Genomic DNA, 16258 nt, shown 5'->3' on the forward strand with positions numbered 1-16258 from the left:
TTTTGTTTTTCTTATTGTTATTATTCAGCAGCGCGCAGGTTCTCAGTAACCACATGACCGTCAAACAGGTTGATGGTACGGCGGGCATAGTCGGCATGGGCCGGGCTGTGCGTTACCATCACAATCGTGGTGCCTTCTTCATTCAGCTGCTGCAGCATTTCCATGACTTCCTGGCCGTGGGCGCTATCAAGGTTACCCGTCGGCTCATCCGCGAGGATCATCGCCTGGTCACCCACAACCGCACGGGCCACAGCAACACGCTGTTGCTGACCGCCGGAAAGCTGGCTTGGCATATGTTTGGCGCGGTGTGCGATACCCACCTTGTCCATTACATGGGCCACGCGCTCGCGGCGTTCGGAGGCCGGGATGTTGTGATACAGAAGCGCAAGTTCGATATTCTCTTCAACTGTCAGTTCGTCGATCAGGTTGAAGCTCTGGAAGATGAAGCCGATGTTCTGCTTGCGGATGTTCGAAAGCTTGGCTTCGTTATAGCCGGCCACATTTTCTTCCATGAAAATATAGTCGCCTGAAGACGGGCTATCGAGCATGCCGATGATGTTCAGAAGCGTAGATTTACCGCAGCCCGACGGGCCCATGATGGCGACAAACTCGCCGGACGCGATTTCCACATTGACGCTGTTCAGCGCCACGGTTTCCACCTCGTCTGTACGGTAAACCTTAGAAAGATTGTGAAGCTTGAGCATTATATATCCTTTCCTCGTTTGCTTCCGCCCTGCCTGTTTTCAGGCTTATGTGTGGGCGTTTCCTCAACTGTCGTAACTCGGACCAGGTTCTTTTTTGGCTTATTCGCCAGACAGCTTCAGGCGGTCCATATCCACAAAGCTGGTATAAGGTGAGGTGACAACCCTTTCGCCAACCTCAAGGCCCTCGAGAACCTCGATGAAGCGGCTGTTGCGGCGCCCCAAACGCACAGTGCGTTTGATCGCCTGGCTGCCGTCCGGCGACACCACGAACACCCAGTTGCCGCCCGTGTCCTGGAAGAAGGCACCGTTCGGGATCAGGATGGCGTCGGTTGCGTCACCCAATGTCAGTTTGGTCTGCAGGGTCTGGCCGCGGCGGATGCCGTCAGGCTGTTCTTCGCCCTCGAATACAAAATCCACCTCGAACTGGCCGTTCTGAACCTGCGGGTAAATCTTGGCGATGGTCATTTTGTGACTGTCACTGCCGCGCTCATACGTCGCTTCCTGCCCCAGGTCCACGCGGCCCAGGTAGAACTCATCGATGTAGGCGGTCAGCTTGTAGCGGTTCGGGTCGTCGATCTGGCCCAGACGGCCACCACGGTTGATGCTCTGGCCAATCTCAACGTTGAAGCCGGAAAGCTTGCCGTCAACCGGCGCGCGCACATTCAGGGCGTCCAGGTTCTTGCGCGCAAGCTTCAGGCTCACCTCAAGCTGCTCGCCGCTTTCCTTCAGGAAGGCCAACTGGGTTTCCTGCATCTGGGCGTCCGTCTTCTGGCTCTCAAGCGTGATCGCAAGGCGGTTCCTATAGTATTCAAGCTCATCTTCCGTCTGGTCCAGTTGGGCCTGGGAAATGGCGTTGGTCTTGATCAACTCCCGCTCACGCTCAACCTGGCGCTCAAGCCGTTTGATCTGGTAATTCATTTCAACGATATTGCGCTTATGATCCAGCCGATTCTGCTCGAGCTGCAATTCGATTGTCCGCATGTTGTTGAGCTGCTCTGTCACCAGTGCTTCATTGCGCGTCACGTCCAGCTGCAGGCCTGTGTTTGACAGCTCAACAATCATATCGCCTGCCTTCAGCATCGCCCCGTCTTCCACCAGAACGCGCTCAACCCGGCCGCCTTCGATGGCATCCAGGAAGACGGTCTTGAGCGGTGTCACACGGCCACGCACGGGAATGAAATCCTCAAAGGTGCCGGTGCTGACGGTGGAGACCACAATGCGGTCCTGATCCACCCGGAAGCTGCGACCGCCCGAAGCGTCCATCACCATGGAGCCCAGAATGGCAATAACGGCAAGCGCGCCAGCGGCGATGCCCACCGTTTTCCAGGGTGTTTTCTTCTTTTCAACGCGGCGGTCCATGCCGGAACCAGATACAGCGCCGGATGCTCCCCGTGTTCCTGATGTTGATCCCCCCTGCATGGAGATGGTTTTAGCGGTTTCTTTTTTTTGTTCCATGTCTGTCACTGTACCCATTTTTTTATTCCATCTACCCGTTGGCTGTCGTGCCCGGTTCGAAGGCCTCGCGCCTTTCTGGCATGACTTATGCGCAAGCATTGTGCCAGACGCGGAAAGCCGCCGTTTTCTGCCAAAGCAGAATGAAACTGTTCACTTTCGAACACTTTTGACTGTACGAATTCGAACACTATGTGTACGGTTCCGAACAAAGACCGGAGAGAGCAAGGCGAGGTTATATGAGTGAAAAACAAGGGAAAATCCTGATCGTCGATGACGACGAAGACATTCTGGTTGCAGGCAAATTGTTGCTGAAGCGCCACTATGCTTCGGTGGAGACCTGTAATAACCCTGAGTGCATCCCGGATTTGCTGGCAAGCGACAGTTTCGATGCCATTCTGCTGGATATGAATTTCGGGCCGGGGGAATCGTCAGGCGCGCAGGGATTTGTCTGGCTCAAGAAAATCCTGGAGATTGACCCACAGGCCGTGGTGGTGATGATCACAGCCCATGGCGGTGTCGGTGTGGCCGTTGAAGCCATGAAACAGGGCGCCACCGATTTTGTCGCCAAGCCCTGGCAGAATGAAAAGATGGTCGCCACCCTGTCGGCCAGCGTCAAGCTCAGGCAAAGCCGCTCGGAAGCTGACGCGCTCAAGAAAACCAACCGCACGCTGGCCAAAGCCGTCAGCGAACCCAAACAGCCCATCCTGGGTGACAGCAAACCCATGCGCGATGTTCTGTCCATGATTGAACGCGCCGCACCCACGGATGCCAACGTGTTGATCCTAGGCGAAAATGGAACCGGTAAGGAACTGGTGGCGCGCGAGCTGCACCGCCAGTCAAACAGGGCAGACCAGGTTTTCATGTCTGTAGATTTGGGTGCGGTAACGGAAAGCTTGTTTGAAAGCGAGCTGTTCGGCCACAAGAAAGGCGCCTTCACGGACGCCCGCGATGACCGTATCGGACGGCTGCAGGCCGCCGAAGGGGGAACCCTGTTCCTGGACGAAATCGGCAACCTGCCCCTTCACCTTCAGGCCAAACTGCTGACGGTCTTGGAGCAGCGCTATGTCACGCCAGTGGGGTCGGACAAACGGGTGCCGATCAACGTACGGGTCATTGCCGCGACCAATGTGGCCCCTGATAAGTTGCGCAGTGAAGAGGTGTTCCGGCAGGATTTGCTCTTTCGCCTGAACACGGTGGAAATCCACCTGCCGCCGCTTAGAGACCGGCCGGAGGACATCCCGGAAATAGCCCAATATTACGCCGGGCTTTACTGCCGCAAATACGGAAGGGCGGAAAAAACATTCACCGATGACGCCATGGCAGCCATCAAGGCCTACAGCTGGCCCGGCAACGTGCGGGCGCTCAGGCACGCGCTTGAGCGCGCTGTGATCCTGAGCGAAGCAGATGCCTTTACCGGTATTGACTTCCAGTTTGAAGCCCAGCCCAACCAACCGGGGGCAGTGGCGGAACGCAGTACAGCCCCAGCGCCAAGCGCAGAACCTGCGGAATCAGCAGACGACCTGAACCTGGAGCGGCTTGAGCGCAACGCCATTGCGCAAGCCCTGAAAATCCACCGCTATAACATCAGCCACGCAGCCAAGGACCTGGGCCTGACCCGCGCGGCGCTCTACAGAAGGATGGAAAAGCATGGGCTTTAAGAAATTCAGCCTGCTGCTGGCAGGCCGGCTGGTCCTGATCATGCTGATGCTGATCCTGCTCACGTACCTGATCACCATGCCCGGTTTTCATGCTGCCACCCTTTTGGCGGCGCTGATTGTCGCCTTCCTCACCTATGAAGTTTTCCGTTTCGTTTCCAAAACGAACGCTGAAATCAGCCGATTTCTGGAAGCCGCCCGCTATGCTGACTTCAGCCAGCGCTTCAACCTGCACGGCCTTGGCGCAGGCTTCGGCGAACTGGGGGATACCTTCACCGACATCCTGGGCCGCTTTCAGGCGGTGCGGGCAGGCCAGGAAGAGGAGCTGAGGCACCTGAAGGCGCTGGTGGAACACGTACCGGTACCGCTGCTGTCATTGCATGGCGACGGGGTGGTGACCATCTGGAACAATGCCGCCAGGCGCCTTTTGGGCAGCACCCACGTAAGCAAAATCGCAGACCTCCGGCAATTTGGCGACGAATTCGAGAAGGAAATCGTCGAGCTGGGCGCGGGGCAGCGCCGCCTGACCTCCTTCAAGGCAGACGGCACCGAACAGAAGCTGGCGGTCGCCGCCACCCAGATCATCGTGCGCGGACGGGCAGAAAAACTTGTCAGCCTGCAGGACATTCAGAGCGAACTGGACACGGCCCAACTGCAGGCCTGGCAAGACTTGGTGCGGGTGCTGACGCACGAGATCATGAACTCCATCACTCCGGTCGCCAGCCTTGCCAAAACCGCCGTGGACCTGGTGGAGGACGCGGCCGGTAAGGTAACCGACAACCCGGATGTGGTGGATGAACTGGGCGACGTACGCGATGCGGTCAATACCGTTGCGCGCAGATCAGACGCGCTGATGCAATTCGTTTCCTCCTACCGGCGTTTGACACGCCTGCCCCCGCCCGAAAAATCACTGATCCGCATCGATGCGCTGTTCAGGGACGTCTGCAGCCTATCGACCCAGGCCTGGGAGGAAAAAGGCCTGAAAATCATCACGGAGGTCGAACCCTCCCAGCTGGATGTCACCGCCGACCGCGACATGATCGAACAGATTCTGATCAACATGCTGCAGAATGCCGAGCAGGCGCTGACAGGCTTGGAAGACGCTACGGTGTGGATGTCAGCCCGGCTGAACAGGCGCGGTCATATTGTGATTGAACTGTCAGATAATGGCCCGGGGGTACCCGCGGATATCGCCAAGAAGATCTTCGTGCCATTCTTCACCACCAAGCGGGAAGGCAGTGGGGTTGGGCTTGCGCTGACGCGCCAGGTAATGATCGCCCACGGCGGGTCCGTCAGCCTGGACGAGCGCGAGGGCGGCGGCGCCCGCTTCACCCTGACATTCTAGGGGACGCCGTATCTGTTGCACAAACGGCGGCAGCCCGTGTAGGCTGCTGCCCGTGGGGCGAGAAAGATGTGGGTGTTTAAGTATGTTGAAAAAGCTTGCCCTGATGCTAGTTGGCGGTGCGGTCCTGATCACAGTCCCCATACCTCTTTCAGCGCAATCCGACCATTCGGGCTACACCATCCGGCGCGCGCTGGTTCATCCCGCACGCCCGGAAGACGACAAGGCCGTCGATCCCTTCCGGCGCCCCCTGGACGTTCTGTTGTTCGCGGGGCTGGAGCCGGGCATGCATGTGCTGGATGTGAACTCCGGTAGCGGATACTACACCGAAATTATGGCGCGCGTGGTAGGCCCGGACGGCCGAGTTTACGCTCATAATGGCGCTGTGAACTGGAGCTTCGTCAAGGACGCGGCAGAGCGTCGCTATCGTGGCCCGCTTCTGAACATCACCCCAATCCATAATGGCCGCGAGGAAGTAGACCTGCCGGAAGCCAGCGTTGACATGGTGATGATCGCCCTTGCCTACCATGACTATTGGTTCAAGCATGCTGCGCGCAAGGAAGCTGAAGACATTCCCGCGATCCTGGCGTCCTTCCACAAGGCTCTGAAGCCCGGCGGCACGCTCCTGGTTATCGATCATGTTGGCAAGCCGCGCAGTACGGCTGAAGACATCAACCAATACCACCGCGTCGACCCCCAAATGGTGCGCGGGCAACTTGAAGCGGCGGGCTTCATTTTTGCGGCAGAAAGCGACCTGCTGGCGAACCCTGAAGACAACCCGCTCAGCTCACCCTATGACCCGGCGCGCTATGGGCGGACCAACCGCTTCATCTTCAAATTCACGAAATAACCAGCCCCGATCAGGCCGGGTGAATTGCCTGATAAGCCGTACCCTCTCGCGCTTCGGAAAGCAGCTTTTCGCCGTCACGCACCATCAGTTCCAGGTGTGCGCGCACACAGCCTTCCGCTGCGTCCATCAGGCCCGGCGTCAGGCCTTCATAAATCTCACCCACAATTGCGGCAGGAGAGCGGATACCCCGGCTGAGGCAGGCCGCCACCTGCTCGTGGCGCTCAATCCTGTGTTCGCGGATTTCCCGAATGCGCGCCGGCGCGTCCTCCACCACAGGGCCATGGCTTGGCAACATCAGGCGGGCACCACCAGCCTCAAGCTTGTCCAGGCTTTCCATATATTCCGAAAGGTTCCCCAGGGGCGGCACCACCACAGTCGTGGACCAACCCATCACGTGATCGCCTGAAAACAGCATGCCTTTGTGCGGCAGCGCATAACACAGGTGATTGGGGAAATGTCCCGGCGTGTGAATGGCCATGATCTGCCAGTCGTCGTCTCCCACCACGCCGCCACACGCCAGCGTCACATCGGGAATAAACTCAGCATCCACTGCTTCGTCCGTGAAGCCCAATATGTCTTTCGGCAACGCGCCGAAGCCGTAGGTCCTGGCGCCCGTAATGCGCGCCAGATGGTTTGCAGCCGGGCTATGATCCTGATGCGTGTGGGTAACAAAAATACCCGCCACCTGGCGCTTACCCACGGCCTTCAATACAGCGCGAACATGGTCCACGTCGTCCGGTCCCGGATCAATGATCCAGACACGGTCGTCCCCCACGATATAGGTATTGGTACCGGGGCCCGTGTAATCTTTCGGATTGTCCGCCAGCACCATGGTCACGCCCGGCGCAACCGCATGCGGCACGCCATATGATGCCTGTTCCCGAAGCTTGAGTGCCACCTGAGGGCTTGGAATGAAAGAGCGTTTTCCGGTCATTGATGCGAGCGTATTCCGTTAGTGATTTTTATGTCCAGTCGTTTCTCTAACACTGTGCCCTACTGGCCGCCATTCACTGATCTTCACGCTTGGGTGAGAGGCTTGTGTTCCTATGTAACCTGCCACCAGACCACCCAGAACTGGATCAGCCTGTATATAAAATGCGACACCGCAACGCCGGCAAATAACACAATGCCTTTCAGAAGCGCGCCAATCCAGCCACCCCCGTAAGCGCGCTTCACACCAACAACGCCATATGCATAAAGCGGCAGGAACAACAAGGCAGCATTGGCCCAGCCAGGCAGGAAAGCCTCAAGCCCAAGGGCATGCAGGCTGTAGCCGATGCCCGATGCCGCCACAGGCCAGATCAAGACAAAGGCATAGTGATGCAGGGCGAACACAGTGTGATCGAGCAAGTAGTACCGCCGAAACGGACTGCATATCCACACAAACGGCACCAGAAAGGGCACGCTGACAATCACGATGGATTTGGCAACGACCTGCGTCAACGCATCGTACCGGGCAGCGACCTGATCGAAGCTTTCACCACTTGAGGCGACATAGCCGTCAATCACCTTTGTTACCCATGCCCCGTAGGGCTGAATGGCCTGATTATTCAGCGGCAAGGCAAAATCGGTGATTGGCGATACCAGAAAATAGATAACGTTGACGATCAGGAACAGGGTCACTGGTTTCAGGTAGGGCTTTCGTGCCCCCCGCCAGTGCTCATACGCAAGCAGGCCCGGCGAAAACAGGAACGCCCGAAAACTGCGAAACAGCTTGCTGTCTAGCGATGAAACTTCTTCGAGAAGCTGCCCGAACAAGAGGCTGAGCCTGCGCTGGCTTTCGTCCAGCTGGCGTTCCCCGCAAGTGCTGCAAAACTGCCCTGAAAGGACCGCTCCACAGCTTTTACAATAAGCCTGTGTCAGAACCGCCTCCCCCGCGTTTCATTAGGCCTGCAGGGTAGATTACCACCCGCGAGCTTGCGTTCAATATTGTTTCTTCAGCTTGAGTGTTCCGGAGCAAGCTTGGTGCCGTGGTCAGACCTGCGCCTTAATCCACCATTACCAGATCTACGCGTTTGATTGAGACCTGAGTGTTTACAGTCCAGCATTGTACCGACGCGTCTCTGCATAAACTTCTGCCGATTTCGCATCCAGCAGGTTGGCGAACAAATCCCGCAGCTGGAAAAGCGGTGTCTGCATCCAGGCCATGTCTGCTGGCAATGTCAGGTGGTCAAACGACCGAACATACTCTTCAAGCCCTCTCCGAAGCGTGGCGCCTTTAAAGCCCTCGCGAAGCATGATCATCAGGCGCGAGATGGAACAGGGGTGCTTGTTCGTCAGAGCAATCTGTTTCGCAGGCCCATCGTCCCAGCGATATTTGAATCGGTCCAGCACCCGCGATACATCAATATGGTCGGCGACCTCGTGCATCTTCGACCCCCAGTCACTGCCGCGCCCCATCAAGGCATAATTGTTAGTCTGGCAAAAATAATCGCAGGCCAAGGTCTGGAGGCCGTCAATATCGGGACCGGGCCGTACCAGCGGCGCGAACAGCGCTAGCTTGCGGGGATACCGGCCATAAAGCCGCCTCAGCCGTGGCATCAACCGCGGGAACCGGCTGTCGAGCGGGCGATTGAACAGCATGTCCACATAAATAGGCGAAGGAAACCGCCGAATATAGGGGCGGTCGGCTACCGCCAGGCCCTCGAACAGATGAGGGGCAAAAAAATCATCATCGTCGGTTGGGAATAGACAAACAGCTTCATCCGGATGGGTAGCGGCCCACTGTATGAAGTCAGGCACCGACATAATGTAGTCTGCCCCGGTTTTTTGCCATGTCTTTTGCGCAATTGCCCCCACGGCGGCGCGGACACTGAAAAAATCCATCGCCAGAGAGCTGTTCCACAGATCCAGAATATCGGGCACATTTGGGGGGAAACCCGCAGGCAAGGGGGTGGGTAGGTAGTCAGAAGGTGCCAGTCGACCCTGCTGCTGCAATTTGGCGCTCAATCCACCCCAATCAGGCGACGCACGCACAATGATAATTTTCTTCAACGTCACCCCCCCAGTTTTCATTCATGCAAGCGGCTTCATACGCCGCCTCCTGCCCCAACTGTGTCAATTTGGCACAGCCCGATACCAAAATCAATAAACCCCTGAAACGCCTCCAACACCTGCTGATTCCGGACCCTTGTCAGCTTTCTTTTTTTGCCGACAGCACCAGTGACGTGTTGGTCTTGTTCACGCCGTTGATTGCCAGGATGAAATCCAGGGTCTGGTCAATCTCTTCCATCGTCGGCGCCTTGACGATGGCGATCAAGTCATAGGCGCCGGAGACCACATAAAGCGTCTTGATCTGTGCCCGCGTTTTCATCAGCCCGATAGCCTGCTGCGCATATTTCTGGTCAATCGACAGCAGCACATGCGCAGAGATCAGCTTGCCTTCATAATCCGGGTGGGTTTTCACCGTGAAGCCGGCGATGATCTTGCGGTCGATCAGCTTGTTGATGCGGTCCTGAACGGTAGAGCGCGACAGTCCCAGTTTGCGCGCCAATGAGGATGTTCCTTCGCGACTATCAGCAGTTAAAAGCTTCAGCAGTTTTTCGTCTGTTGCATCCATTTCTTCAGCCCTTCTTTCGACCCCATATGGAACCGAGTGACATGTGTACCGTCCAAACCAGCAAATTGGCGATTTAACGGAAGAAATTGAAAATTTCCGTCAATTTAACGGAAAGTATATACCGTATTGGTATTTCGAGCCATCACTTTCACGCATAGACTTGTCAAAAGGGAGACCATAACCAGTAAATGAGTGGCGGAATGGGAAAACAAATTTTGTGGCTTCGCGAAGAAGCCCGTACGACCGAGCGGCGCACACCGCTGTTGCCTGAGGGGGCAAAGGAACTGATCGACGCCGGCTTTGAAGTTGTCGTTGAGAAGTCCGAAAAACGCATCATCGATAACGCTGCCTATGAGGCTGCGGGATGCACCATGGCCGAGCCCGGCGCGTGGGAAAAGGCGCCTAAGGACGCCGTGATCCTGGGCCTGAAGGAGCTGCCGAAAACGCCTGACGTTTTGGCGCACACCCACATTTATTTCGCCCACGCCTTCAAGGAGCAATCCGGTTGGCAGGCACTGCTGACTCGCTTCCTGAACGGTCATGGATCGCTGCTTGATATCGAATACATGACCAAGAATGACGGCAAGCGCGTTGTCGCTTTCGGCTATTGGGCCGGTTATATGGGCGCTGCGCTGGGGCTACTGGAATGGCATGATAAACGGGCTGGCCGCGCGTCCTATATCGCCGAGGGCCTGACCCCGTTTGAAAGTGCAGACACGCTTGATGCCCTGATCCGCGACCATGCGCAGGACGGCAAGGCGCCAACTGCGCTGGTAATCGGCGCCGGTGGCCGCAGCGGCAAGGGTGCGGCTGAAATCCTGGAACGCCACGGCGTGAAGGTCACCAAATGGGGCCGCAAGGAGACCACTAACCTCGACCGCGACGCGATCCTGGATCATGACATCCTGATCAACTGCGCGTTCGTAGCCCACCAAATTCCAGCGTTCCTGACCAAAGACCACCTGAAAGGCGGTCACCGCCTGAGCGTGATCTCAGACGTGTCCTGCGACCCGTTCAGCGACTTCAACCCACTGCCGCTTTATAGCGAGCCCACAAGCTGGGCTGCCCCCGCCATCAAGGTGGACGGCGTGGACCTGATCGCCATTGACAACCTGCCGTCCCTCTTGCCAACAGAGGCAAGCATGGAGTTCGCCGGGCTGCTGCTGCCTTACCTGAAGGCCCTGCCCGAGCGCGACCAGAATGAGGTATGGCGGAACTGCGACGCAGCCTTCCAGAGCGCCTGCGACGCGATGATTAAAAAAAAGGCTTCCTAACGTGACAGCACATAAACACATTCACTGGATCGGCGCGGGCCTCGCATCCGGTCCCGGCCTTATTGCCCTGGCATCTGAGCTTGACGGCGTCATTCTTTGGGATATGTCGGATGAGCGCGCCAAAATGCTGCAGGCCCAAATGCCTGAAGGCAAAAGCTTCGGTTTCAGCACGCTTGATCTGGGCGACCGTGGGTCGGTTGAAAATTTCAAGAACCATGTGAACAAAGGCGATGTGATCGTCTCCATGCTGCCAGCCACGCTGCATATCGTCATGGCCGATATCGCGCTGGAAACCGAGGCTCACCTTGTGACCTCCAGCTATGTAGATGAAGCGATGGCGGCACTGGACGCCGCGGCGAAACGCCACGGCCTGTCGTTTGTCAATGAAGTTGGGCTGGACCCGGGCATTGACCATTTGTTCGCCCACATCCTTGTAAATGCTGCACGCGAGGCTGGCGTCCTTGACAAGGGATACGAAATCGACTTCGTCTCTCACTGTGGTGGCATCCCCGCCGCAAAAACAGACTTCACCTATAAGTTCTCCTGGACGCCCTTTGGCGTATTGAAGGCGCTCACAAACCCGGCGCGCTGCATTGAAGACGGCGAGGAAAAGCTGGTTGAGAAAGTCTGGCATGCTGTGTCGGAGCTGGATATCCACGGTGAAAAATTCGAGATATACCCGAACCGCAACAGCCTGCCTTACGTGAAGGAATATGGCCTGGATGCAGAGACAAATCTGAAGACATTCGTTCGCGGCACAATTAGGCAAGCGGGCTGGAAAAAAGCCTGGGCCCACATCTTCACCCAGGTCGAGACCTCCGATGCCGATAGCCTCAAAGCGCTGTCCGAAAAGCTTTGGCGGGAGTATGGTTACAGCGATGGCGAAGAAGACCGCGTTGTCATGTTCCTGGCCCTTACCGCCCGCGACACAGAAGGCAATATTGTCTGGTCCGGTTCGCTGGCCCTTGACGAAGTGGGCAGTGGGTGGCAGACCGCAATGGCACGCACCGTTTCACTGACGGTCGCGCAGGCAGTCAAGGCCACCTTGCGCGGGGCATTTGAACCTGGCGTCCACGCGGCGCTGACCGACGCGGAGGAAGCCAAAATCTGGCTGCGTGGCTTGCGGGATGCAGGCGTTACACTGCGTGCTGAAAATGTCGAGATCCAGGAATGACGACTATGCCAAATAAGCAGATCACTGGTGGCCAGGCGCTGATCGACGCATTGATCGCAAACGGGGCGGACACCGCCTTCGGCGTGCCGGGCGAAAGCTATCTGGCAGCCCTTGACGCCTTCCACGGTGCGGAAGAAAAGCTGAAGTTCATCACCACGCGCCACGAAGCGGGCGCGGCCAACATGGCGGAAGCCTACGGCAAGATGACCGGCAAGCCGGGTATCTGTTTCGTCACCCGTGGCCCGGGAGCATCCCACGCCACCATCGGCCTCCACACCGCCTTCCAGGACAGCACCCCGATGATCATGTTCATCGGTCAAGTAGCTGCCGACCAGGTGGAGCGCGAAGCCTTCCAGGAAATCGACTATCGCCGGTTCCTCAGTGAAGTCACCAAATGGACGGCCGAGATCAACGACGCGTCGCGCATGGCCGAATATGTCGGCCGCGCTTTCCGTGTGGCCACATCAGGCCGCCCCGGCCCCGTGGCGCTGGCGCTGCCGGAGGACATGCTGCGCGAACTGTGTGACGCGCAGGAATGCGTGCCCTACAAGCCCGCGCTGGCGCACCCCGGTAGCGCAGACATGGCAGAGTTGAAAAAGCTTCTGGAAGGGGCCGAGCGCCCGTTCGTGATGCTGGGTGGCAGCGGCTGGGATAACCAGTCTGTCGCTGACATGCAGGCCTTCGCTGAAAAGAACAACCTGGGCATCAGTGTCTCTTTCCGCTGTCAGGATCGGTTCAACAACAATCACCCGAATTATATCGGCGACATGGGCATTGGTGCGAACCCGAAGCTGGTGAAACGCATGCAGGACGCCGATGTGATCCTCGTGCTGGGCCCACGCCTTGGCGAGATGACAACCGGCGGCTATGAGCGCCTGTCAGTTCCTGTGCCAAGCCAGACCCTGATCCATATGCACCAGGGGGCCGAGGAACTGGGCCGCGTGTACCAGCCGGACCTGGCCATCAATGCCACACCGCAAACCATTGCGCCGCTCCTGAAAGACATGGAGCTGGCGGGAAGCGACAAGTGGACTGGCCAAACTGCAGAGGCCCGCGCGGACTTCGAAGCCTGGACCACACCCAACGAGAACCCGGGTAACGTTCAGGTTGCGAAACTGTATGAGCACATGCGCGAGGTACTGCCGGAAGACAGCATCTTCTGTAACGGCGCCGGCAACTATGCCGCCTGGCTGCACAGGTTTTACCGCTACCGTGCCTTCCCAACCCAGCTTGCGCCTACATCAGGCGCCATGGGGTACGGCGTACCGGCGGCCATCGCCGCCAAGATCGTGCACCCTGAAAAGACCGTGATCGCCTGCGCAGGCGACGGTTGCTTCATGATGAGCGCCATGGAGCTGGCGACCGCCGCGCGCTATAGCGCCAATGTCATTTTCCTCGTGTTCAACAACAGCATGTTCGGCACCATCCGCATGCACCAGGAACGCGATTATCCATACCGGGTTTCAGGCACTGAGCTGACGAATCCGGACTTTGTGGCGATGGCCGAAAGCTTCGACCTTCATGCGTCCCGCGTGGACACCACAGACGCATTCGCCCCGGCACTGGACGCCGCCCGCAAGTCGGGCAAGCCAGCGCTGATTGAAATCACCATAGACCCAGAAGCCATCGGCCCCACGGCCACGCTTTCGGGTCTGAGACAAAAATAGTTTATACGCCAAGGAGAGTACCGATGCAGGCACGTGTTGCTGACATCCTGAAGGATCTGGATATCAATCCAGCAGAATTTGAAAACGGCGATCTTGACGTTTTCTCCCCAATCGACGGCGGCCTGATGGGCCGTGTCACCATGGACACCAAGGAAACAGTTGATGCGAAAATCGCAGCAGCTGCTGAAGCTTTCAAAAAGTGGCGCGCTGTGCCAGCTCCACGTCGCGGCGAGCTGGTTCGCCTGCTGGGCGAAGAGCTGCGCAAATACAAGGACGCCCTGGGCGCGCTTGTAACTGCTGAATGCGGCAAGATCTTTGAAGAAGGCAAAGGCGAAGTTCAGGAAATGATCGACATCTGCGATTTCGCAGTTGGCATTTCCCGTCAGGTACACGGCCTGACCATCGCGTCCGAACGCCCTGGCCACCATATGCGTGAATACTGGCAGCCCCTGGGCCCTGTTGGCATCATCTCCGCCTTCAACTTCCCGGTTGCTGTTTGGTCCTGGAACACAGCGCTTGCGATCGCGTGCGGTGACCCATGCATCTGGAAGCCGTCTGAAAAGACTCCAATGACGGCCCTTGCCTGTCAGAAAATCTTCGAACGCGCTGTTGAGAAATTCGGCGACGACGCGCCTGAAGGCCTGTCTTCCGTAATCATCGGCATGAAAGACATCGGCGAGCAACTGGTGGACGACACCCGCGTACCGCTGATCTCCGCGACCGGCTCCACCCGTATGGGCCGCGAAGTTGGCCCACGCGTGGCTGAGCGCTTCGGCAAGTCGATCCTGGAACTTGGCGGCAACAACGCCATTATCGTGACGCCGTCTGCTGATCTGGATATGGCGATCCCGGGCATCGTGTTCGGTTCTGTCGGCACTGCCGGCCAGCGCTGCACCTCCACACGCCGCCTGATCGTGCACGAAGACGTGTATGACAATCTGGTGCCTCGCCTGAAGAAAGCCTATGAGGGCATCCGCATTGGTGACCCGCTCAAGGCTGGTACGCTTGTTGGCCCACTGATCGACAAAGCCTCTTTTGATGCCATGGAGCGCGCCCTTGAGGCAGCCCGCGGTGAAGGCGGCCAGGTATTTGGTGGTGGTCGTGCATTGGCTGACGAATACAGCGACGCTTACTATGTGAAGCCAGCTATCGTTGAAATGCCTGAGCAAAGCGCCAGCATGTGCGAAGAAACCTTCGCGCCGATCCTCTATATCGTGAAGTACAAGAGCTTCGACGAAGCCATGGCCATGCATAACGGCGTGCCACAAGGCCTGTCGGGCGCCATCTTCACCACGGACGTGCGTGAAGCCGAGTCCTTCATCTGCCACAGTGGCTCCGACACCGGTATCGCCAACGTCAACATCGGCACCTCCGGTGCTGAAATCGGTGGTGCATTCGGCGGTGAAAAAGAAACCGGCGGTGGACGCGAAAGCGGTTCCGACGCGTGGCGCGCTTACATGCGTCGCCAGACGTCCACAGTGAACTACAGCCGCGAGCTGCCACTGGCGCAGGGCATCAAGTTCGATCTGGACTAAAGAATAACCAACTATAAAACGCACAGAGACTGATAAGGGCGGCCCCGGTTCTGGTGGGGTCGCCCTTCTTTTATCTATCGCGCAATTTTAGACAAATGCCCGCCAGTTCGTAACCAGCCAGAAACGTCTGCGCACTATACTATCGGCCTTCAGGCTTGTTCTGAGTACCATCAGGCACCTGGTAATTTATTGACCCTGCTATGAGAGGCCTGGCATGGCGAGCGAATATGATGTCGACGCTGTCGGAAAAATCGACAGTGCAAACCCTTATGAAGCCATCACGCACCTGTATGTGCGCAGCTATGGCGACAATCTGTTGCCGATTCCCCTTGATGATGCCATCGACGGCATCCGCTGCGGTCGGTTTGTCTATTACGTAAAAAGTGGTGACAAGCGGGAGGCGCTTCGTATCGCGCGCAGCCCCTATAATAAATTTTATCTGACAGTGCGCCGCGACATTCATGAGCCCAGAACCCTGCTGGCCCTGCCCTCGCCTGAGGCCATTGCAGCGGCCAATGAGGACGCGCACAGCTAAGCGCCACCACCCACAAAATGGCAAAAGAAAAACCTCTTAAAGCATAGGCTCTAAGAGGTTTGATCTTTGTGGGTCTGAAAACCCCGCTAAAGCTTAGCGGTGCTTCATTACCAGACCGTCACGCTCAAGGCGCTTGCGCTCAAGTTTACGAGCACGGCGAACGGCTGCAGCCTGTTCACGGGCCTTCTTCTCAGATGGCTTTTCGTAGAACCGACGCATTTTCATTTCGCGGTAGACACCTTCGCGCTGAAGTTTTTTCTTCAGAGCACGCAGAGCCTGGTCCACATTATTATCCCGAACGGTAACCTCCATGGGTTACACCTTCCTTTCTATAGCCATAATTTACGGTGTGGGACATCGGGGTCACACCGCAGGGCGCGCGTGATATAGCAAAACCCTGGGTTCCACACAAGTTATTTCCACAACAGAAGCCTTTGCGGGCGCTGGCTTAGAGCCCGTCAAAAGGTCAGTACATGGGTGGACTATAGCAAACTTGGGCGCCAAAGGC

15 protein-coding genes are annotated in these 16258 nt (G+C 57.4%); 8 read left to right on the forward strand and 7 right to left on the reverse strand.

Features of this window, described 5'->3' with window-relative positions; translation table 11 throughout:
* Nucleotides 1-20: 20 nt before the first annotated feature.
* Nucleotides 21-704, reverse strand: coding sequence for an ABC transporter ATP-binding protein (locus KORLAC_RS05735; RefSeq protein WP_068304256.1), 684 nt, complete (start codon nt 702-704; stop codon nt 21-23).
* 99 nt (nt 705-803) lie between these two features.
* The gene (locus KORLAC_RS05740) at nt 804-2177 is read right to left on the reverse strand and encodes an efflux RND transporter periplasmic adaptor subunit (RefSeq protein ID WP_082714520.1); all 1374 of its coding nucleotides are present in this window, start codon (nt 2175-2177) and stop codon (nt 804-806) included.
* A 218-nt stretch (nt 2178-2395) separates the two neighbouring features.
* Between KORLAC_RS05740 and KORLAC_RS05745 the strand changes: the two genes are divergently transcribed.
* The 3 genes from KORLAC_RS05745 (at nt 2396) to KORLAC_RS05755 (ending at nt 6006) form a co-directional block, all read left to right on the forward strand.
* Complete coding sequence (locus KORLAC_RS05745; RefSeq protein ID WP_068304258.1) at nt 2396-3817, forward strand: sigma-54-dependent transcriptional regulator; 1422 nt, start codon at nt 2396-2398, stop codon at nt 3815-3817.
* Nucleotides 3807-5159 (forward strand): sensor histidine kinase, encoded by a 1353-nt coding sequence (locus tag KORLAC_RS05750; RefSeq protein ID WP_068304261.1) that lies wholly within the window; start codon nt 3807-3809, stop codon nt 5157-5159. Before KORLAC_RS05745 ends, KORLAC_RS05750 begins: the two co-directional genes overlap by 11 nt.
* A gap of 82 nt (nt 5160-5241) precedes the next feature.
* Nucleotides 5242-6006 (forward strand): class I SAM-dependent methyltransferase, encoded by a 765-nt coding sequence (locus KORLAC_RS05755; protein WP_068304263.1) that lies wholly within the window; start codon nt 5242-5244, stop codon nt 6004-6006.
* Between the two features lie 10 nt (nt 6007-6016).
* Here KORLAC_RS05755 and KORLAC_RS05760 read toward each other — a convergent pair whose 3' ends face one another.
* The 4 genes from KORLAC_RS05760 to KORLAC_RS05775 all read right to left on the reverse strand — a co-directional run bounded on the left by KORLAC_RS05760 (nt 6017) and on the right by KORLAC_RS05775 (nt 9565).
* The gene (locus tag KORLAC_RS05760; protein ID WP_068304269.1) at nt 6017-6940 is read right to left on the reverse strand and encodes an MBL fold metallo-hydrolase; all 924 of its coding nucleotides are present in this window, start codon (nt 6938-6940) and stop codon (nt 6017-6019) included.
* Nucleotides 6941-7050: 110 nt separating this feature from the next.
* On the reverse strand, nt 7051-7764 hold the full coding sequence (locus tag KORLAC_RS05765) for a DUF3667 domain-containing protein (RefSeq protein ID WP_068304272.1): 714 nt from the start codon (nt 7762-7764) through the stop codon (nt 7051-7053).
* A gap of 276 nt (nt 7765-8040) precedes the next feature.
* A complete protein-coding gene (locus tag KORLAC_RS05770) occupies nt 8041-9000 on the reverse strand; it encodes a hypothetical protein (RefSeq protein WP_139167558.1) in 960 nt (319 codons plus the stop codon).
* Nucleotides 9001-9139: 139 nt separating this feature from the next.
* A complete protein-coding gene (locus KORLAC_RS05775) occupies nt 9140-9565 on the reverse strand; it encodes an Lrp/AsnC family transcriptional regulator (RefSeq protein ID WP_068304276.1) in 426 nt (141 codons plus the stop codon).
* A 200-nt stretch (nt 9566-9765) separates the two neighbouring features.
* Here KORLAC_RS05775 and KORLAC_RS05780 point away from each other — a divergent pair, with 200 nt between their 5' ends.
* The 5 genes from KORLAC_RS05780 to KORLAC_RS05800 all read left to right on the forward strand — a co-directional run bounded on the left by KORLAC_RS05780 (nt 9766) and on the right by KORLAC_RS05800 (nt 15750).
* On the forward strand, nt 9766-10839 hold the full coding sequence (locus KORLAC_RS05780; protein ID WP_068304279.1) for a saccharopine dehydrogenase: 1074 nt from the start codon (nt 9766-9768) through the stop codon (nt 10837-10839).
* Nucleotide 10840: 1 nt separating this feature from the next.
* Nucleotides 10841-12013 carry a saccharopine dehydrogenase C-terminal domain-containing protein gene (locus KORLAC_RS05785; protein ID WP_068304283.1) on the forward strand — a complete coding sequence of 391 codons (1173 nt, stop codon included), beginning with the start codon at nt 10841-10843 and terminating at the stop codon, nt 12011-12013.
* Nucleotides 12010-13680 carry a thiamine pyrophosphate-binding protein gene (locus KORLAC_RS05790; RefSeq protein ID WP_068304284.1) on the forward strand — a complete coding sequence of 557 codons (1671 nt, stop codon included), beginning with the start codon at nt 12010-12012 and terminating at the stop codon, nt 13678-13680. Before KORLAC_RS05785 ends, KORLAC_RS05790 begins: the two co-directional genes overlap by 4 nt.
* A 23-nt stretch (nt 13681-13703) precedes the next feature.
* Nucleotides 13704-15215, forward strand: a complete 1512-nt coding sequence (amaB, locus tag KORLAC_RS05795; protein WP_068304286.1) for an L-piperidine-6-carboxylate dehydrogenase — start codon at nt 13704-13706, stop codon at nt 15213-15215.
* Between the two features lie 214 nt (nt 15216-15429).
* Nucleotides 15430-15750, forward strand: coding sequence for a hypothetical protein (locus KORLAC_RS05800; RefSeq protein ID WP_068304290.1), 321 nt, complete (start codon nt 15430-15432; stop codon nt 15748-15750).
* A gap of 93 nt (nt 15751-15843) precedes the next feature.
* On the opposite strand, the gene rpsU is transcribed toward KORLAC_RS05800, so the two are convergent.
* Nucleotides 15844-16062, reverse strand: coding sequence for a 30S ribosomal protein S21 (rpsU, locus tag KORLAC_RS05805; RefSeq protein ID WP_068146241.1), 219 nt, complete (start codon nt 16060-16062; stop codon nt 15844-15846).
* Nucleotides 16063-16258 lie beyond the last annotated feature (196 nt).

It is taken from the genome of Kordiimonas lacus, from assembly GCF_001550055.1.
Lineage (GTDB): Bacteria > Pseudomonadota > Alphaproteobacteria > Sphingomonadales > Kordiimonadaceae > Kordiimonas > Kordiimonas lacus.